At 58.0% G+C, this 18,719-nt stretch carries 19 protein-coding genes; 13 read left to right on the top strand and 6 right to left on the bottom strand.

The annotated features are described in order from the left end of the window. The 10 genes from ACIQVE_RS19690 to ACIQVE_RS19645 all read left to right on the top strand — a co-directional run. The coding region (locus tag ACIQVE_RS19690; protein WP_402811164.1) for an electron transfer flavoprotein subunit beta/FixA family protein at positions 1-624 on the top strand (624 nt) is incomplete at its 5' end. Between the two features lie 32 nt (positions 625-656). Continuing rightward, the gene (locus ACIQVE_RS19685; protein WP_402811162.1) at positions 657-1,586 is read left to right on the top strand and encodes an electron transfer flavoprotein subunit alpha/FixB family protein; all 930 of its coding nucleotides are present in this window, start codon (positions 657-659) and stop codon (positions 1,584-1,586) included. A gap of 80 nt (positions 1,587-1,666) precedes the next feature. Next, on the top strand, positions 1,667-2,488 hold the full coding sequence (locus ACIQVE_RS19680) for a substrate-binding periplasmic protein (RefSeq protein WP_402811160.1): 822 nt from the start codon (positions 1,667-1,669) through the stop codon (positions 2,486-2,488). Positions 2,489-2,497: 9 nt separating this feature from the next. Continuing rightward, positions 2,498-2,854 (top strand): DUF4398 domain-containing protein, encoded by a 357-nt coding sequence (locus ACIQVE_RS19675; RefSeq protein WP_402811159.1) that lies wholly within the window; start codon positions 2,498-2,500, stop codon positions 2,852-2,854. Further along, positions 2,851-3,663 carry an OmpA family protein gene (locus ACIQVE_RS19670; protein ID WP_402811157.1) on the top strand — a complete coding sequence of 271 codons (813 nt, stop codon included), beginning with the start codon at positions 2,851-2,853 and terminating at the stop codon, positions 3,661-3,663. The genes ACIQVE_RS19675 and ACIQVE_RS19670 overlap by 4 nt, the downstream gene beginning before the upstream one ends. Before the next feature lie 201 nt (positions 3,664-3,864). Next, complete coding sequence (locus ACIQVE_RS19665; RefSeq protein ID WP_402811156.1) at positions 3,865-5,304, top strand: PLP-dependent aminotransferase family protein; 1,440 nt, start codon at positions 3,865-3,867, stop codon at positions 5,302-5,304. Between the two features lie 78 nt (positions 5,305-5,382). Continuing rightward, positions 5,383-5,859 carry a translation initiation factor 2 gene (locus ACIQVE_RS19660; protein ID WP_402811154.1) on the top strand — a complete coding sequence of 159 codons (477 nt, stop codon included), beginning with the start codon at positions 5,383-5,385 and terminating at the stop codon, positions 5,857-5,859. A gap of 166 nt (positions 5,860-6,025) precedes the next feature. Further along, positions 6,026-6,280 carry a YkgJ family cysteine cluster protein gene (locus ACIQVE_RS19655; RefSeq protein WP_402811152.1) on the top strand — a complete coding sequence of 85 codons (255 nt, stop codon included), beginning with the start codon at positions 6,026-6,028 and terminating at the stop codon, positions 6,278-6,280. 41 nt (positions 6,281-6,321) lie between these two features. Then, on the top strand, positions 6,322-6,927 hold the full coding sequence (locus ACIQVE_RS19650) for an START domain-containing protein (RefSeq protein WP_402811150.1): 606 nt from the start codon (positions 6,322-6,324) through the stop codon (positions 6,925-6,927). 313 nt (positions 6,928-7,240) lie between these two features. After that, positions 7,241-9,334: an LTA synthase family protein gene (locus ACIQVE_RS19645; protein ID WP_402811149.1), complete on the top strand. Its 2,094-nt coding sequence runs from the start codon at positions 7,241-7,243 to the stop codon at positions 9,332-9,334. Between the two features lie 62 nt (positions 9,335-9,396). Here the strand turns inward: ACIQVE_RS19645 and ACIQVE_RS19640 are convergent, their stop codons facing one another. After that, complete coding sequence (locus tag ACIQVE_RS19640; protein ID WP_191626519.1) at positions 9,397-9,555, bottom strand: DUF3309 family protein; 159 nt, start codon at positions 9,553-9,555, stop codon at positions 9,397-9,399. 279 nt (positions 9,556-9,834) lie between these two features. Here ACIQVE_RS19640 and ACIQVE_RS19635 point away from each other — a divergent pair, with 279 nt between their 5' ends. The 3 genes from ACIQVE_RS19635 to csrA all read left to right on the top strand — a co-directional run bounded on the left by ACIQVE_RS19635 (position 9,835) and on the right by csrA (position 11,379). Next, the gene (locus tag ACIQVE_RS19635; protein ID WP_402811147.1) at positions 9,835-10,650 is read left to right on the top strand and encodes an SDR family oxidoreductase; all 816 of its coding nucleotides are present in this window, start codon (positions 9,835-9,837) and stop codon (positions 10,648-10,650) included. Positions 10,651-10,713: 63 nt separating this feature from the next. Then, positions 10,714-11,046 carry a YnfA family protein gene (locus ACIQVE_RS19630; protein ID WP_135296321.1) on the top strand — a complete coding sequence of 111 codons (333 nt, stop codon included), beginning with the start codon at positions 10,714-10,716 and terminating at the stop codon, positions 11,044-11,046. Between the two features lie 147 nt (positions 11,047-11,193). After that, the gene (gene csrA, locus ACIQVE_RS19625; RefSeq protein ID WP_402811144.1) at positions 11,194-11,379 is read left to right on the top strand and encodes a carbon storage regulator CsrA; all 186 of its coding nucleotides are present in this window, start codon (positions 11,194-11,196) and stop codon (positions 11,377-11,379) included. Between the two features lie 4 nt (positions 11,380-11,383). On the opposite strand, the gene ACIQVE_RS19620 is transcribed toward csrA, so the two are convergent. The 5 genes from ACIQVE_RS19620 to ACIQVE_RS19600 all read right to left on the bottom strand — a co-directional run bounded on the left by ACIQVE_RS19620 (position 11,384) and on the right by ACIQVE_RS19600 (position 18,577). Continuing rightward, positions 11,384-11,611, bottom strand: a complete 228-nt coding sequence (locus ACIQVE_RS19620; RefSeq protein ID WP_010461751.1) for a YheU family protein — start codon at positions 11,609-11,611, stop codon at positions 11,384-11,386. A 202-nt stretch (positions 11,612-11,813) separates the two neighbouring features. After that, the gene (locus ACIQVE_RS19615) at positions 11,814-13,004 is read right to left on the bottom strand and encodes an osmoprotectant NAGGN system M42 family peptidase (RefSeq protein ID WP_402811142.1); all 1,191 of its coding nucleotides are present in this window, start codon (positions 13,002-13,004) and stop codon (positions 11,814-11,816) included. Positions 13,005-13,167: 163 nt separating this feature from the next. Continuing rightward, a complete protein-coding gene (ngg, locus tag ACIQVE_RS19610) occupies positions 13,168-14,916 on the bottom strand; it encodes an N-acetylglutaminylglutamine synthetase (RefSeq protein WP_402811140.1) in 1,749 nt (582 codons plus the stop codon). Positions 14,917-14,919: 3 nt separating this feature from the next. Next, positions 14,920-16,692 (bottom strand): N-acetylglutaminylglutamine amidotransferase, encoded by a 1,773-nt coding sequence (locus ACIQVE_RS19605; protein WP_402811138.1) that lies wholly within the window; start codon positions 16,690-16,692, stop codon positions 14,920-14,922. Between the two features lie 136 nt (positions 16,693-16,828). Then, the gene (locus ACIQVE_RS19600; protein ID WP_402811136.1) at positions 16,829-18,577 is read right to left on the bottom strand and encodes a dermonecrotic toxin domain-containing protein; all 1,749 of its coding nucleotides are present in this window, start codon (positions 18,575-18,577) and stop codon (positions 16,829-16,831) included. Positions 18,578-18,719 lie beyond the last annotated feature (142 nt).

The following is an 18,719-nucleotide window of genomic DNA, read 5'->3' as shown; positions in this document are numbered from 1 at the left end:
ATGTCGATGAACCCGTTCTGCGAAATCGCAGTGGAAGAAGCCGTACGCCTGAAAGAGAAAGGTGTTGCGACTGAAATCGTCGTCGTCTCCATCGGCCCGACCACCGCTCAGGAGCAGCTGCGTACCGCACTGGCTCTGGGTGCCGACCGTGCCATCCTCGTCGAATCCGCTGAAGATCTGACCTCGCTCGCCGTGGCCAAGCTGCTCAAGGCTGTGGTCGACAAGGAACAGCCTCAGTTGGTGATCCTTGGCAAACAAGCCATCGACAGCGACAACAACCAGACCGGCCAGATGCTCGCTGCATTGAGCGGCTACGGTCAGGGCACGTTCGCCTCGAAAGTCGAAGTTTCCGGCGACAGCGTTGCCGTGACTCGCGAAATCGACGGCGGCGCGCAGACTGTTTCGCTGAAACTGCCGGCCATCGTCACCACCGACCTGCGTTTGAACGAGCCGCGCTACGCGTCCCTGCCAAACATCATGAAAGCCAAGAAGAAGCCTCTCGAAGTGCTGACTCCGGACGCTTTGGGCGTTTCCACCGCCTCCACCAACAAGACCCTGAAAGTCGAAGCGCCGGCTGCACGCAGCGCTGGCATCAAGGTCAAGTCGGTGGCTGAACTGGTCTAGAAACTGAAAAACGAAGCGAAGGTAATCTAATCATGACTATCTTGGTAATCGCCGAACACGACAACAAAGTGCTGGCTCCGGCCACGCTGAACACCGTGGCTGCTGCTGTCAAAATCGGCGGCGACATCCACGTTCTGGTTGCAGGTCAGGGCGCTGGCGCCGTGGCTGAAGCCGCTGCGAAAATCGCGGGTGTGAGCAAAGTCCTGAACGCTGACAACGCGGCTTACGCGCATCAGCTGCCGGAAAACGTTGCTCCTCTGGTTGCAGAGTTGGGCGCTGGCTACAGCCACATCCTGGCAGCTGCCACTTCCAACGGCAAAAATATCCTGCCGCGCGTTGCTGCGCAGTTGGACGTTGACCAGATCTCCGAGATTATCTCGGTAGAAAGCGCTGACACCTTCAAGCGTCCGATCTATGCCGGTAACGCTATCGCTACCGTGCAATCGACGGCTGCGATCAAAGTGATCACCGTGCGTGCCACCGGTTTCGATCCGGTTGCTGCTGAAGGCGGTTCGGCTGCTGTTGAGGCGGTTGGCGCTGCTCACGATGCGGGCACTTCGAGCTTCGTTGGCGAAGAGCTGGCCAAGTCCGATCGTCCTGAGCTGACCGCTGCCAAGATCGTCGTTTCCGGCGGCCGCGGCATGCAGAACGGCGACAACTTCAAACACCTGTACGCGCTGGCCGACAAGCTGGGCGCTGCTGTGGGTGCCTCGCGCGCCGCAGTCGACGCAGGTTTCGTACCGAACGATATGCAGGTCGGTCAGACCGGCAAAATCGTTGCGCCACAGCTGTACATCGCCGTCGGTATCTCCGGCGCGATCCAGCACCTGGCCGGCATGAAAGACTCCAAAGTGATCGTTGCGATCAACAAGGACGAAGAAGCGCCGATCTTCCAGGTGGCCGATTACGGTCTGGTGGCGGATCTGTTCGAAGCAATCCCAGAGTTCGAGAAGCTGGTCTAATCCAGCGGCTTAAACTATAAAGAGCCCGGCCTTTTGGTCGGGCTTTTTTTTGTCTCGGATTTGAGTGGGAGCGTTTCGCCATGGATCTGCGCTGCGGATTGTTGTTGGGATTGGCGCTGTTGCCAGGATTGGCCTCGGCTGCGGGCAAGTGCGAGCGCCTGATCGTCACCGGTAGCCCCGATGCTCCGCCGTATCTGTGGCAGGACCCACAAAACCCCAAGCAATTGATCGGTGCCAGCGCAGACCTGTTGCAGCAAGTGGCCAAGGACTTGGGCATCAAAGTCGAGTTGCTTTACGCCGGCAAACGCTCGCAGGCCCTCGACGAAGTGCGCAGTGGGCGCATGGACATGCTGGTCGACGCGCCGCTGACGCTCAATGAGCTGGAAAATCTCGACTACATCCATCCGCCGCTGCTGGAAAACGACTATCTGGTGTGGACGCGCAAAGGCTCGACGCTGATCTACAGTGAAGCCGGCGACTTGCATGGTCATACCGGTGGCGTGTCGGAAAAGTCTCGAATGACCCAGGCATTCGGCACTTTCGCCGATCAGCAATTGACCCTTACCCGGACAGCAAACCTCACCCAGGCCTTTCAGAAACTTCTGCTGGGTGAAGTGGAATATGTACTTGCCGGACGCTACTCGGGCATGGCCGCCGCGCAGGCGTTAGGCATGGCCGATGACCTGGTGGCGTTCGAGCAACCCATCGACAGGCCGGGTCTGTTCCTCGCGGTTTCCCATAACTCGGCGTGCAACGATCCGTGGTTGCGCGGACAGCTGGCCAAAAAGATGACAGAATTGCCGGCGTCCGGACTGACGGAAGCCGCGCTGCAACGCAATATCGAGCGCTGGAAGGCGCAGCAGCAACAGCCGCAAAAACCTGTCAGTGCCCCAAAACAGTAGGGATTCTTAGTGAGTATTCGACCTCTTTTCGCGGCTGTGGCCGTACTGGCCATGGCCGGTTGCGCGACCGATCCGGCACCCATCGAACAAATGCGTTTGACCGAGCAGGCCATCGCCCAGGCCAAGGCCGTCGGTGCCACTGCCGAAGACATGCCGGAAATGAAACTGGCCGAAACCAAGTACAACCGGGCCAAAGGCAACATGACAGACGAGTCCTTCCGCAACGCGCGCATGCGTTCCGAACAGGCCGAACTCGACGCGCGTCTGGCAGAAGCCAAAGTGCTGACCCAGAAAAGCCAAGAACAGTTGAACGTGCTTAACACCCGCATCGTCCGTCTGCGCAAGCAACTGGGAGATGCCCAATGAGCCTCAAATCCAAAGTCCTCGGCGGTCTGATCCTTGTCGGTTGCGCGAGCCTGTTCGGCTGCGCCGGTCAGCACAGTGAGTCCGCGTTGCAAGAGGCCGGCGCCGACTTTCAGAAGGTCAAGGAAGATTCCAACGTGCTGCGCATCGCGCCCAAAGACGTGATCCGCGCCGGTGAATCCCTGGCTCGCGCCGATCGTCTCTCGACTTACTGGGGCAGCGGTTCGGACGTGGTGCATTATTCCTACCTGAGCCAGCGCTACAGCGCGATTGCCCGTGAGCACACCAATCAGGTGCTCAACGAAGAGCGTGCAGCCAAACTCGAACTGGATCGTCAGCGCCTGCAGCTGGCCCTGCGTGAATCGAAACTGCTGAGTGTGCAGCAGCAGGGCAAGTGGCTTGAAGAGCAGATTGTCGCGCTGGCCACCACGCAGACCGACCGCGGTCTGGTGATGACCCTGGGTGACGTGCTGTTCGACACCGGTGAAGCGGAGCTGAAAAACTCGGCCAACCGCGTTGTACTGAAGATCGTGCAGTTCCTGCAATTGAACCCGAAACGCGTGGTGCGCATCGAGGGCTACGCCGACAGCACCGGCGGCAAACAGGAAAACCTCAAACTCTCCCGCGACCGCGCGCAGTCGGTGGCCGACGTGCTGATGGATCTGGGTATCGACGACAAACGCATTCAGGTCGAAGGCTACGGTGACGAATACCCGGTGGACGCCAACGCTTCCGAGCGTGGGCGAGCACAGAACCGTCGTGTGGAAATTGTGTTCTCTGACGACAAAGGCCAGCTCGGCGCCGCCCGCTGAGGGCTGCGTCTCTGGAAAGCCCGGGCTGTCATGCAGCGCCGGGCTTTTTTACGTCTGTCGAATAGCTCGCAAATCAGTACAGTTGTGGCAGACACTGCACTGTATGGTCTACTAAGGTGGCAACTGTCCCAGTACACTTCTAAACTGTTCCGGTATTGTTTCACACAAGAATAAAATGCCCGTGAAATCGAGTGCTGCGTCATGACCAATCTCTTGCTTTACCAACGTATTGCTCAGCAACTGGCCGAAGACATCCGCCGTGGTGTCTATCAACCGGGGGAGCGCGTGCCTTCGGTACGCAAGATGAGTTCGCAGCTCAACGTCAGCCATGCGACGGTGTTGCAGGCTTACGCCAATCTCGAAGACCAAGGCCTGATTCGCGCTCGGCCGCAATCCGGTTATTACGTGCACCAGACGCCGGCCCTGACGGCACCGACGCCGGACATCGCCCGGGTCGAACGGCCTGGGTTGGTCACCCGCAGCAGCATCATTCAGCAGGTTCTGGTCGAGTCGCGCCGCGAAGGCGTCTTCCCGTTGGGCGCCGCCGTACCAAGCGTGGATTATTTACCAGTACGCGCGCTGCATCAGCAACTGGCCAAAGTCACCCGTTTCCACAGTCCGCGGGCGTTCAGCTACATGTTCAGCCCCGGCTTCGAACCGCTGCGCCGGCAGGTGGCAATCCGCATGCGCGACGCCGGTGTGGTGGTCGACCCGTCCGAAGTGGTGATCACCCACGGTTGTGTCGATGCGTTGCAGATGTCGTTGCGCGTGCTGACCCGTCCGGGCGATCTGATCGCCGCCGAGTCGCCGACCTATTACGGACTGCTGCAACTGGCCGACCTGCTGGGCCTGAAAGTCATCGAGATCCCCAGCGATCCCGCTACTGGCATGAGTCTCGAAGCGCTGCAATTGGCCGCCAACCAGTGGTCGATCAAAGCGTTGGTGCTGACCACGCGCCTGAGCAACCCGCTGGGTGGCACCATGCCGGAAGAGCGGCAGAAACAACTGCTGCGTCTGGCCTCGGATTTCGATATCCAGATCGTCGAAGACGACATCTATGGCGAGTTGATGTTTGAACAGGGCCGCACCAAGGCCCTCAAGGCGTATGACCGACTGGATCGAGTGATCTATTGCTCGAGTTTCTCCAAGACCTTGTCGCCCGGTGTGCGGATCGGCTGGATGATTGCCGGCAAGTACCAGCAGGAACTCCAGCGCTTGCAGACCTTCAGCACCCATTCGGCGTGCAGCGTGACGCAAATGGCGATTGCTGCCTATCTGGAAAACGGCGGTTATGACCGGCATTTACGGTACATCCGCCAGGAGTACCGAAAAAACCTAAGTGCCTTCCAGTTGGCGGTGCAGCAGCACTTCCCTGAAGGCACGCAAATGAGCCGGCCCACGGGCGGTTTCATCCTCTGGGTGAGTCTGCCGGGGCGGGTCAATACTCAGGAATTGCACGTGCGCGCCTTGCAGCAGGGCATCAGCATCGCACCTGGGCTGATCTTCAGTAATACCGAGCAATTCAACCACTGTATTCGCCTGAACTGCGGCATTCCATGGAACCGCGAAGCGGAGCGGGCGTTGATGACACTTGGCATGTTGGCGACCCAACTGTGCCAGGAAACGGCGATTGGTTTCTGAACGAACGGCCGGACATGCTTGTCTTGTGGCGTCCAACAAGCGAGCATATGGCCCTCTGCCGTTAGTGTCGTTGGGTCCATGAAAGCGTTTTTTACTGCCGCCGGGGTTGTCGTTTGCTTGCTGATGATCAGTCATTCGCCGAGTGTCATGGCGGCTGCGGCTCAGGAAAAACCTGCAGCTTCGGCGACCGAGAAGAAACCGCAAGCGAGCAAAAAAACCACGCCGGCTAAAGCGCAACAAAAGAAAGCCGCGCCGGTGAAGAAGCGTGCGCCAGTGGCATCCAAGTCGAAATCTGCCAGCGAAGTGGCGAAGACCAAACTGCCGTCAGCCAGAATCGACTTGAGCTTGCCCAAGGACATGGTGGAAGAATTGAAACCGCCTGGCACGGTCATTTTACCCAAGCGCGAACCGATCCTGCCGCAGATGTTTGGCGAGAAGAACAGCGGATTCCAGCTTAATGGCCGTTTGCTCAGCAACGAAATGCAGCTGCAACTGCGCAATGAAGACCGCCATGAAGTCGAAGGCGCAGCCCTGGATTTTGAATTCAAACAGTAAATCCATTGGAGCTGTGACCCGCGGAGCAGACGCTTTGTCGGAGACTGGTCAGTCATATTCACTTATCCGCAAAAACCCCGGTGCAAGGAATTTTAAACAGCCGTTTTAGCGGTTACTCTGTTCCGCGTCCCTTTTACACATCGCCCGTCGTGAGGTTTTGTTCGTCATGAAATGCCGTGAAGGCTGTGGCGCCTGCTGCATTGCCCCCTCCATCAGTTCGGCGATCCCCGGCATGCCTGATGGCAAACCTGCTGGCGAACGTTGCGTGCAACTCTCGGTCGAAAACCTGTGCAGCATCTTCGGCCGCCCAGAGCGCCCGGCTGTGTGTTCCGGCTTCAGTGCCGATGTCGAGGTCTGTGGCAGCAGCCAGGAAGAAGCGATCCGTTTGATCGGCTGGTGGGAGCAGATGACGGCGGCGTGATGTGTCAAACGAACGGAACTTCAACAATAAGGAATAAGACTATGGGTTCGCTGCATCGTATCGCTGTGTTGTGTGGTTTAACGGCCGTGCTGGCCACGTCGCTGGCTCAGGCGGAAGAGTGGAAGGTCGCCAAGAACGAAGACGGCATCAAGGTTTCCCTGAGCGAAGTGCCAGGTTCGGACTACAAGTCCTTTCAGGGCGTTGCCTTGATGAAGACCACCGTGGCGAAACTGCGTGCATTGCAGGAAGACGTCTCTGGCGCCTGCGCCTGGATTCACGAATGCAAGACCCAGAAAATGCTCAAGCACGAAGGCGATCAGAGCTGGACTTACAGTCAGTTCAATACGCCGTGGCCAGTGACCCCGCGTGATTCGGTACTGCGTATCACCACCGTTGAAGGCGCCGATGGCAGCCTGACTCGCAACCTTGAAGGTGTGCCGAAGTACATTCCGCAAGAGAAAGGCTTTGTCCGCGTGGCCCAGGTCAAGGGGTTCTGGAAGTTCGTGCCTAAGGGTGATCAGGTTGAAGTGACCTATCAAGTGCACACCGAGCCAGGCGGCAGCGTCCCGGCGATGGTCGCCAACAAGTTCGTCGTCGATGCTCCTTTCAACACCCTTAAAGCCTTGAAAGAGCGCGCCGAGAAGTAATTCCCGATGCCAGTGAAACGCCCCGAGTGATTCGGGGCGTTTTGTTTCGCGGTTTATATTGTGTTTCCAGATATGCGTTGAACGAAATTTTCACAACGCGTTCAAGACAATCCGCCCGCGCTGTTTCCACGCTGTCCCGTGGTCGATGCTTCAAATGGAAGCGTCTGGCGACAGGGCAGTAATCAATGGCAATGGTGCCGATGATCGTGCAACATTTGCGCACTGCGCACGCCCCGGGGTCTGGAATGACCAATAGAGGGCCTGGCGCCGCTGTATTTTTGCAACTTCAACTTCCAATGGGTCCTAAAACGACATGGCAAACCCGGACGCCCTGAATCAGCAGCGATCTTCCAGTCGCCTGCTGCAACCGACCGTCAAATCGCATCTGGCCTACACGCTGCTTTGTGCGCTGGTCATGATGGTGATGTTTTCCGTGCTGCGCCTCGCGCTGCTGGTCTACAACCGCGAGATGATCCTCGACACCCCGGCTGCGACTTTCCTTGAAGCGTTCGCCAATGGCTTGCGTTTCGACTTGCGCCTGGTGGTTTACCTGAGCATCCCGCTGGTGCTGGCGCTGTTCAGTGCCCGGGCCATGGCGGCGCGCGGCTTCTTCCGGCTGTGGCTGACCGTTGCATCGAGCATCGCGCTGTTCCTCGGCCTGATGGAGATGGACTTCTACCGTGAGTTTCACCAGCGCCTCAACGGTCTGGTGTTCCAGTACGTGAAGGAAGACCCGAAAACCGTGATGAGCATGCTCTGGTACGGTTTCCCAGTGGTGCGCTATCTGTTGGCGTGGGCCATCGGCACGGTGATTCTGACGCTGGCGTTCAAAGGCGCCGACCGCGCCACGCGTCCGCGCGGGCCTTTCAGCGGTGGCACTGTCAGCTCCCGTCAGGTAGCGCCGTGGTACACCCGTCTGGCGGTGTTCGTGGTTTGCCTGCTGATCTGCGTGGTCGCTGCTCGCGGCACCCTGCGTCAAGGCCCGCCGATGCGCTGGGGCGACGTGTACACCACCGATTCCAACTTCGCCAACCAGCTCGGCCTCAACGGCACGCTGTCGCTGATCGCTGCCGCCAAGTCCCGCATGGGCGAGGATCGCGACAACATCTGGAAAGCCTCAATACCGCAAGAGCAGGCGCAGAAAGTTGTGCGCGACATGCTGCTGCTGCCGCAAGAAAAACTGGTCGATGCCGAAACCGCCGCCGTGCGCCGTAACTACACGCCGGATGCCGACAAGACCCTGCCGATCAAGAACGTCGTCGTGATCCTGATGGAAAGCTTCGCCGGTCATTCGGTCGGCATTCTGGGACGCCCAGGCAACATCACGCCGTACTTCGATCAATTGTCGAAAGAAGGCCTGCTGTTCGACCGCTTCTTCTCCAACGGCACCCACACGCACCAGGGTATGTTCGCCACCATGGCGTGCTTCCCGAACCTGCCCGGTTTCGAATACCTGATGCAGACCCCGGAAGGCAGCCACAAACTGTCCGGGCTGCCGCAACTGCTCAGCGCTCGCGACTACGATGACGTGTATGTCTACAACGGCGATTTCGCCTGGGACAATCAGTCGGGTTTCTTCAGTAACCAAGGCATGACCAACTTCATCGGGCGTAACGATTTCGTCAACCCGGTGTTCTCCGACCCGACGTGGGGCGTATCCGATCAGGACATGTTCAACCGTGGTCTGGAGGAGTTGAAGGCTCGCGACGGCAAGGACAAGAAGCCGTTCTATGCCTTGCTGCAAACCTTGTCCAACCACACGCCATACGCACTGCCGACGCCGTTGCCGGTCGAACGCGTGACCGACCGTGGCAGTCTCAACGAACACCTGACCGCCATGCGCTACTCCGACTGGGCACTGGGTCAGTTCTTCGAGAAGGCGCGCAAGGAGCCGTATTTCAAGGAAACCCTGTTCGTGGTCGTGGGTGATCATGGTTTCGGCAACGAGCAGCAGATCACTCAAATGGACCTTGGCCGTTTCAACGTGCCAATGTTGATGATTGCTCCGGGGATGCAAGAGAAATTCGGCCAGCTTGACCACACAGTGGGCACCCAGATCGACATCGTGCCGACCATCATGGGTCGCATCGGTGGTGAAGTCGTGCATCAGTGCTGGGGCCGCGACTTGCTCAATCTGCCGGAAGGCGACAAGGGCTTCGGCGTGATCAAGCCGTCCGGCAGCGATCAGACCGTGGCTTTGCTTACCGCCGACCGCGTGCTGGTTCTGCCCAAGGAGATGCCACCGAAACTCTATCGCTACGAGCTGGGTGCAAACCCTAAAGGCGAAGTGATTCCGGCGTCGGAAGATGAGGCGGCACTGAAGCAGAAACTTGAGTCGTTCATTCAGACGGCGACTAAAAGCCTGATCGACAACACCGCTGGTGTAGTTGATGGCAAGCCGGACTGATTTGTCCGCGCAATAAAAAAGAGGCCCTTTTTCAAGGGCCTCTTTTTTTGCCTGTCAGATCGTTATATCCGACCGAGTAACAACAGCACCAGCAGCACGACCAACACCACGCCGATAATGCCCGAAGGACCATAACCCCAACTTCTGGAGTGCGGGAAGACCGGCAGACCACCGATCAGCAACAGGATCAGGATAATGATAAGAATTGTGCCCATGGCGATTTCCTTGTTGATAGCGTTCGAGAAGTCTTGGTGTTCTAGGGCGACTGGAGACTAAGTAAATCCAGACGGCTTACAAATTCCGACCGGCGCCAATGAAAGAAAATTCAAAGTTTTTTTAATGTATTTGGATTGCTCGCTTATTTCCTTTTAGAGGCAGCGATCTTTTGATCTTTACGCCACGGTTTGCCCTCACCATTCAGCAATCTGATGGAGCGTGGGTGGCCGCTGTTCCTTCGCTACACTCGGCGCATCTTCCTCGGAACAACAAGGCTGTCTGTTATGCAAAATCGCATGATGATCACTGGCGCGGGCTCAGGCCTGGGTCGCGAAATCGCGCTGCGCTGGGCGCGTGAAGGCTGGCGACTGGCCTTGTCCGACGTCAGCGAGCCCGGCCTGAAAGAAACCCTGAAAATGGTGCGCGAGGCCGGCGGCGACGGTTTTATCCAGCGCTGCGATGTGCGTGATTACAGCCAGCTCACCGCGTTCGCCCAGGCCTGCGAAGAGAAGCTGGGCGGCATCGATATCATCGTCAACAACGCCGGTGTCGCCTCGGGCGGGTTCTTCAGCGAACTGTCGCTGGAAGACTGGGACTGGCAGATCGCAATCAACTTGATGGGGGTGGTCAAGGGCTGCAAAGCGTTCCTGCCACTGCTTGAGCAAAGCAAAGGCAAGATCATCAACATCGCCTCTATGGCGGCATTGATGCAAGGCCCGGCCATGAGCAACTACAACGTGGCCAAGGCGGGTGTGGTGGCACTGTCGGAAAGCCTGTTGATCGAACTGGCACAACAGGAAGTCGGCGTGCATGTGGTCTGCCCGTCGTTCTTCCAGACCAACTTGCTCGACTCGTTCCGTGGCCCGACTCCGGCGATGAAAGCCCAGGTCGGCAAGTTGCTGGAAAGTTCGCCCATCAGCGCCGCGGACATCGCCGACTACATCTATCAGCAAGTAGCTGCTGGTGAATTCATGATCCTGCCCCACGAACAAGGGCGCATGGCCTGGGCGATCAAACAGAAGAATCCGCAGTTGCTCTACAACGAGATGACCTCCATGGCCGAGAAAATGCGCGCCAAGGCCAAACAAAACAACGCTTGATCTTGTCCGTAGCACGCCCCGTCGTTAGGGTGACCGCAATGGTCACCCTGTCGAGACGCGTCAATGCTCAATTACTTGTGGTTCTTTCTCGCGGCGTTGTTTGAAATCGCCGGTTGTTTCGCCTTCTTCATGTGGCTGCGTCAGGGCAAAAGTGCTTTGTGGGTGATTCCGGCGCTGCTCAGCCTGACACTGTTCGCGCTGTTGTTGACGCGTGTTGAAGCGGCCTACGCCGGGCGCGCCTATGCCGCTTACGGCGGGATCTACATCGTGGCTTCTATAGGCTGGCTGGCCGTGGTCGAGCGGGTTCGGCCATTGAGTTCGGACTGGATCGGCGTGGCGCTGTGCGTGATCGGAGCCAGTGTGATTCTGTTCGGGCCACGCTTTTCTGCCGCTTGAGGGAAGGGTGTTTAACGATTTGCGGGAAACGTCTGAAGGGCGGCGCGCTGCTGTGTTGTAGGGCATTACTGATTTGCCCGCGATGCATTGAACCGCCGCTGCAAGCCGCGCATCTTCAGGGTTTGCTAATCCTGAAGGACGAATCTCATGCTTGTACTCAGTCGTGTCGTTGGTGAGTTGATTTCAATTGGTGACGACATCACCGTGCGCGTTCTGTCAGTCAACGGTTCCAGCGTGCGCTTTGGCGTCGAGGCGCCAAAGAAGGTCAATGTGCACCGCGCGGAAGTCTATGAGCGGATCCAACGCAAACAGGCACTGGAAAAGGCCCGTTGAGGTTTCAGTCAAACAAATGCTTGGGCACGTCATGCTTGAGCATCAACTGGCACTGCTCGCTGTCCGGGTCGAAGACAATCAATGCCTGACCCTTGGTCAGCGCCTGACGCACACGCAGTACGCGGGTTTCCAGCGGAGTGTCGTCGCCGTTGTCGGTACCGTCACGGGTGACGAAATCTTCGATCAGGCGGGTGAGCGTGTCGACTTCAAGTTGGTCGTAAGGGATGAGCATGGGCACCTCGGCTAAATCAATGTCGGGATGCTACGGCGATTGATGTTCGCCTGCCAGTTTTGTGTCGCCCGGGCCGTCCTCATCGCTGGCAAGCCAGCTCCCACATGGACTGATGCTGTACACAAGAGTTGTGTTCCACCCAAATAACTGTGGGAGCTGGCTTGCCAGCGATGGGGTCAGTCATGTCACTACAACATCTGGATTAATTGTCTGAACGCTGCCCCACCAGGCTATCCACCGGCGGCACGCGCGTATCGCTTTCCATCTGCGTGTCGTGCTCGATCTGATGACTGAAGCGATCCAGCGAAGCATTCGCCGGTGCCGCGTCGCTGGCGAATACCGGCGGGCTCAGGATGTACGCCCCGAGCAAGCGGCTCAGCGCGGCCAGGCTGTCGATGTGCGTGCGCTCATAGCCGTGAGTCGCATCGCAGCCAAAGGCGAGCAGGGCAGTGCGGATGTCATGGCCGGCGGTCACCGCCGAATGCGCGTCGCTGAAGTAGTAGCGGAACAGGTCGCGGCGCACCGGCAGCTCGTTTTCACTGGCCAGGCGCAACAAGTGCCGCGACAGGTGATAGTCATACGGCCCGCCGGAATCCTGCATCGCCACACTCACTGCGTGTTCGCTGGAGTGCTGACCCGGCGCGACCGGTGCGATGTCGATGCCGACAAACTCGCTGACGTCCCACGGCAATGCCGCCGCTGCACCGCTACCGGTTTCCTCGGTGATGGTGAACAGCGGATGACAGTCGATCATCAGTTCCTGACCGCTGTCGACGATGGCTTTGAGTGCTGCCAGCAGCGCGGCAACACCCGCCTTGTCATCGAGATGACGGGCGCTGATGTGGCCGCTTTCGGTGAATTCCGGCAATGGATCGAACGCCACTACGTCACCGACGTTGATGCCCAGCGACTCGCAATCAGCTCTGGTCGCGCAGTAGGCGTCCAGGCGCAGTTCGACGTGATCCCAACTGATCGGCATCTCATCCACGGCAGTGTTGAACGCATGCCCGGAGGCCATCAGCGGCAACACGCTGCCGCGAATCACACCGTTGTCGGTGAACAGGCTGACGCGGCTGCCCTCGGCAAAACGGCTCGACCAGCAGCCGACCGGTGCGAGGGTCAGGCGACCGTTGTCTTTGACCGCGCGGACGGCGGCACCGATGGTGTCCAAATGCGCGGAAACGGCGCGGTCGGGGCTGTTCTTTTTACCCTTGAGGGTGGCGCGAATGGTGCCGCGTCGGGTCATCTCGAAGGGAATGCCGAGTTCTTCCAGACGCTCGGCGACGTAACGCACTATGGTGTCGGTAAAACCGGTCGGGCTGGGAATGGCGAGCATTTCCAGCAGGACTTTTTGCAGGTAGTTGAGATCTGGTTCGGGGATTTGGAAGGTCATGGAAACTCCTGATGGGTTGAGCACATCGATGGTTTCGATGAGAAGAGTGGATTTGTGGCGCCTGAGGCGGCCCCTTCGCGAGCAAGCTCGCTCCCACAGGGGAATGCATTTCAAATGTGGGAGCGAGCTTGCTCGCGAAGGCGTCAGTTCAGACGCCGCATAATCAAGAAACAGCCGGCTGACTGTGCGGAAACAACAAATCCACAAAGCGTTCAGCCGTCGGCTGCGGCTCATGGTTGGCGAGCCCGGCCCGTTCGTTGGCTTCGATAAACACGTATTCCGGCTGATCCGCCGCCGGCACCATCAGATCGAGGCCGACCATCGGGATGTCCAGCGCCCGTGCCGCACGCACAGCAGCGTCGACCAGCGTCGGATGCAGAATCGCCGTGACATCCTCCAGTGTGCCGCCGGTGTGCAGATTCGCCGTGCGCCTTACGAACAGATGCTCGCCGGCCGGCAAGATGCTGCTGTAGTCGAACCCCGCCGCTTGCAGCGTGCGCTGGGTTTCATGGTCCAGCGGGATTTTGCTTTCGCCGCCCGTGGCCGCTTGGCGGCGTCGGCTCTGGGCTTCGATCAGCGCGCCAATCGAATGCTGACCGTCACCGATCACTTCGGCCGGTCGACGAATTGCCGCTGCAACCACTTCAAAACCGATCACCAGAATCCGCAGATCCAGGCCTTCGTGAAAGCTCTCCAACAGCACGCGGCTGTCAAACTGCTTCGCCGTTTCGATGGCCTGCTGCACCTCCTCGATGCTCTGCAAATCCACGGCCACGCCCTGACCCTGTTCACCGTCGAGCGGTTTGACCACCACCCGCTGATGCTCATCGAGGAACTCTAAATGGTCGTCGGCATTACCCGCCAGTTGCTGCGACGGCAGTTTCAGCCCGGAGGCTTTCAGCACTTTGTGGGTCAGGCTTTTGTCCTGGCACAGACTCATGCTGATCGCGCTGGTCAGGTCGCTCAACGATTCGCGGCAACGCACGCGGCGCCCGCCGTGGCTGAGGGTGAACAGGCCGGCATCGGCGTCATCCACTTGCACATCGATACCGCGCCGATGGGCTTCTTCAACGATGATCCGCGCATACGGATTGAACTGCGCTTCGGGACCGGGGCCGAGAAACAGCGGTTGATTGATGCCGTTCTTGCGCTTGATCGCGAAGGTCGACAAGTTGCGGAAACCGAGTTTGGCGTAGAGGTTTTTCGCCTGACGGTTGTCGTGCAACACCGAGAGGTCCAGATAGCTCAAGCCGCGACTCATGAAGTGCTCGATCAAGTGCCGCACCAGCACTTCGCCGACTCCGGGCCGCGAGCACTGCGGGTCAACCGCCAGGCACCAGAGGCTGCTGCCGTTTTCCGGATCGTTGAACGCTTTTTGATGATTCAGGCCCATGACGCTGCCGATCACCGCGCCGCTGTCCTCGTCCTCGGCCAGCCAGTAAACCGGGCCGCCCTGATGACGCGGGGTGAGCAGCGCGGCATCGATCGGCAACATGCCGCGCGCCTGATACAGCTGATTGATCGCCTGCCAGTCCGCTTCGCTTTGTGCGCGACGAATGCGGAAGCCGCGAAACACTCGGGTGGCCTGACGATAGTCGCTGAACCACAGGCGCAGGGTGTCGGACGGATCGAGGAACAATTGCGTCGGTTCGAGCCCGAGAATTTGCTGCGGTGCGGCGACGTACAAGGCGATATCACGCTCGCCCGGCTGTTCGTTGAGCAGCTCTTGGGCCAATGACGCCGGGTCGGGAAAGGTGTGGCCGATCAGCAACCGGCCCCAGCCGCAATGCACGGCAATCGGGGCGGTGGCGAGTTCGCTGCCGTCTTCAGCCAGACGCGCCTGCAAACGTTCATACGACGGTGTCTGGCCGCGTAGCAGGCGTTGGTTAATGGCCGTGGCGTGGGGTTTCATCAATCAGATTCCTTGTTCACTGAGCCACAGGTTCAGGGCTGCCAGTTGCCACAGCTTCGAGCCGCGCAACGGGGTCAGTTGGCCTTGCGGATCAGTCAGCAATTTGTCGAGCATGGCCGGGTTGAACAGGCCGCGATCCTGACTCGGATCGAGCAGCAGTTCGCGCACCCAGTTCAAGGTGTCGCCTTGCAAATGCTTGAGGCCGGGCACCGGGAAATAGCCTTTCTTGCGGTCGATCACTTGACTCGGAATGACTCGACGCGCGGCTTCTTTCAGGACCTGTTTACCGCCGTCCGGCAGCTTGAATTTACCGGGTACGCGCGCTGATAGTTCGACCAGTCGATAGTCGAGAAACGGCGTGCGTGCTTCCAGGCCCCAAGCCATTGTCATGTTGTCGACGCGTTTGACCGGGTCGTCGACCAGCATCACCGTGCTGTCCAGGCGCAGGGCTTTGTCCACCGCCGCATCGGCGCCGGGTTGGCCGAAGTGTTCCTTCACGAAGTCACCGGCGGCGTCGTGGGCAGTCAACCATTGCGGTTGCACGGTGGCGGCGTAATCGTCGTAGCTGCGGTCGAAAAACGCGTCGCGATACGCCGCATAAGGATCGGCTGCGCCATCCACTTGCGGATACCAGTGATAACCGGCGAACAATTCATCGGCACCCTGACCGCTCTGCACAACTTTGCAGTGTTTGGCCACTTCGCGGGACAACAGATAGAAGGCGATGCAGTCGTGGCTGACCATCGGCTCGCTCATCGCGCGGAATGCGGCGGGCAGTTGCTCGATGATCTCTTTCTCGTCGATGCGCAGTTGGTGATGCTGGGTGCCGTAGTGCTTGGCAATCAGGTCGGAATACTGGAACTCGTCGCCGCGCTCGCCACCGGCATCCTGAAAACCGATGGAGAAAGTCGACAGGTTTTCCACACCGACTTCACGCAACAGACCGACCAACATGCTCGAATCGACTCCGCCGGACAGCAACACACCGACATCCACCGCCGCACGTTGGCGGATCGCCACGGCTTCGCGGGTGCTGTCGAGTACGCGGTCGACCCAGTCTTCGAGGTTGAGATTTTTCTCGTCTTCGTGGGGGCCGTAGGGCAGGGTCCACCAGGTTTTCTGCTCGGTGGTGCCATCGGCTTCAACGCGCATCCAGGTGGCTGGCGGCAGCTTTTCAATGCCGGCCAACAGCGTGCGCGGCGCGGGCACCACCGCGTGGAAATTCAAGTAATGGTTGAGCGCCACCGGATCAAGGATCGGGTTGATGTCGCCACCCTTGAGCAGCGCCGGCAGCGCCGAGGCGAAACGCAAGCGCTGGCCGGTGCGCGACAGGTACAGCGGTTTCACGCCCAGTCGGTCACGGGCGATAAACAGACGCTTTGCATCACGCTCCCAAATGGCGAAGGCAAACATGCCGTTGAGTTTGGGCAGCAGTGCTTCGCCCCAGGCGTGATAACCCTTGAGCAGCACTTCGGTGTCGCCACCGGAATAGAAGGCGTAGCCCAGTGCTTCAAGCTCGGCACGCAATTCGGGGAAGTTGTAGATCGCCCCGTTGAAGGCTAGGGACAGGCCCAATTGACTGTCGATCATCGGCTGCGCCGAGCCGTCCGACAAGTCCATGATTTTCAGGCGACGATGGCCCAGGGCAATCGGCCCTTGGGCATGGAAACCCCACGCGTCAGGGCCGCGAGGGGCCAGGTGATGGGTGATTCTTTCAATGGCTGCAAGGTCTGCAGGTTGTTGATCAAAACGTAACTCGCCAGCTAATCCACACATAAAATCCTTACCGGTTTTTCCGTTGGGGAGGGGTCGAACGCTACCTCGCCAAAAGGGCGGGTACTCAGAAACTGACCCGCCCCGGTAAATGGAGTTTTAGAACGATAAGTTATAAGCAGGAAGTTGGGTCAATCCCCTATTCAATGCGTCGTGGCACTCTGCGCTTGTATTGCAAGCTCCAGCCGCTACTGGGCGAATACACCAGCGGTGGGCGATAGGCGCTGTCAGTGACGGGATGGCGAATGCGCCAGGCGAGGGGATCTCGCTCAACTTCATAAACACTGCCGTAGATCCTGATGTAATGCCTGTTGTTGAAGTAGAGCACCCTGTGATCATCTTTATAGACGTCGGCTTGGTCCTTGACCCGGGTCTCTACATGGGCTCGCTGCTCGTACCCTGGCAGCGTGCGTTTCCAAAGAAAATGCTCGTTTTTTTCGAGGCCCGAGTGCTCTTCCAGCTCGAATTCCTTGAAGTATTCAATCAACGCAGTTCGTGCATCAGCGCTTTGAACATCAGAGCTGTCGTCATTGACATCATCCGTCGAGGTTAACTCCCTCAGTTCCAACACCTTCAAAACCGCCCTCTGCTTTTCGACACTGGTCCAGTCCTCTACGCCGGTAAACACTTCGCCAAGCAGCGTGTCCGTCGCCGAAGTAAGCATTCGTTTGCTGAAGTCGTAAATCAGTGTTTCGGAAAGCGGCGCGCGTTGGGGGGTATGAATTGCATGTCGCCTTCGATGGATTGAGTCTTCGACCCCGGCTAAAGGTACAGCGACTTGCTTGACATCCGAGGAGAGCTTGTGGATGTGACGACTGAATAAATAGTTGAACAGCCCTGTGTTTATCGGGGCGAAAGTGATGTCCTCTGTGAGCGACATAGTGTTTTCCCCTAGTGTTGCCTGGAACGCTTTCTGGTCGATCTTGTTTAAGCCTGATGTGATCAGACTTTGTAGTAATGGTGTGCCTAGTATGTTGACAGTCAGGCTGGTCCGGCAGTCATCTTCATTAGCGTTCTTGTAAAAGCCAAGCCCCGGATCATTGGGTATGTAGAGTATGTAGCTGTCCTTAGGAGACTCATTAGTCATGCGGCATATGATCAGGACTGCGTCGATAACGTACTTGCCGAAAAGCTGAACTGAACACAGTTTGATGGGCGAGCGGTTAAATAGGTCGCCGTTGGAAATATCATCGTTGCCTTGGGTGAATTGAGTAAGCATTTGTCGCAAGGTTTGGTGGATATTGCCACTGAAATATTTTGTGTAGGCCGCCAGCTTCATATTGAGTTTGGCAAGTCGCATACCCTGCAACTGAACACTGGAAACTTCAAAGGTTTGCGTTATGTTTCTTTGATATGCCTGACCGAGATCGAGGCTGCGGCTCAGTCCCGCAAATTCCTGTGCGGTAATCGTTTCGCTCAAGGGACCTTCGGCCGGTGCATCCTGTGGATCGGATAACGTCACGCTGTCGGCCGAGAAATGACCTTCTGCGGATTCGGTATCGGTGAAGTTCAACATGGCTGCCTGAAGCAAAGTATAAGTGTGCTTTACGTTGTCCGAGGCGGCCTTGGGCTCAAGTTTGATTTTATCCTGCACTCGGAACCGGGTATCGTATTTTTCGCGCAGACGTTCGCGAAGTTTTTTGCCGCAGAATTTGTTGGGCGTCTCAAGTGTAAGTAGTAGTTTTTCCAAGGAGTATTGGTAAGGCAATGCCTCTTCAAGTGTTGATCGATAGTGGGTAATCCATGGCTTTGTTGCATGGGTGAATTTGTGGGTTATACACTTTTCGATGGTCTTGGCTTTGTCCCGGTCATTGACCTCATTGTAAAAATCTCCGAGGGTGTCATCGTGTGTCTGAGTGACGGGTGCTTTGTCCATTGGCGCAGTCATACAAGAAATCTCATTTCATAAAGAAGTCTCAATGCTAGGCGGCTTTGTCGAGAAATAATAACTGCAATATTGAATGGTTTGGCGGATAAGTTGCGCTGAATTTTGAAAGTTTAATATAACTATATACCGCACGGCAAAGCTC

It is taken from the genome of Pseudomonas sp. NPDC098747 (genome assembly GCF_044760045.1).
Taxonomy (GTDB): domain Bacteria; phylum Pseudomonadota; class Gammaproteobacteria; order Pseudomonadales; family Pseudomonadaceae; genus Aquipseudomonas.
The sequence above is the reverse complement of the archived record's forward strand: the minus strand, read 5'-3'. Positions and strand labels throughout refer to the sequence as shown.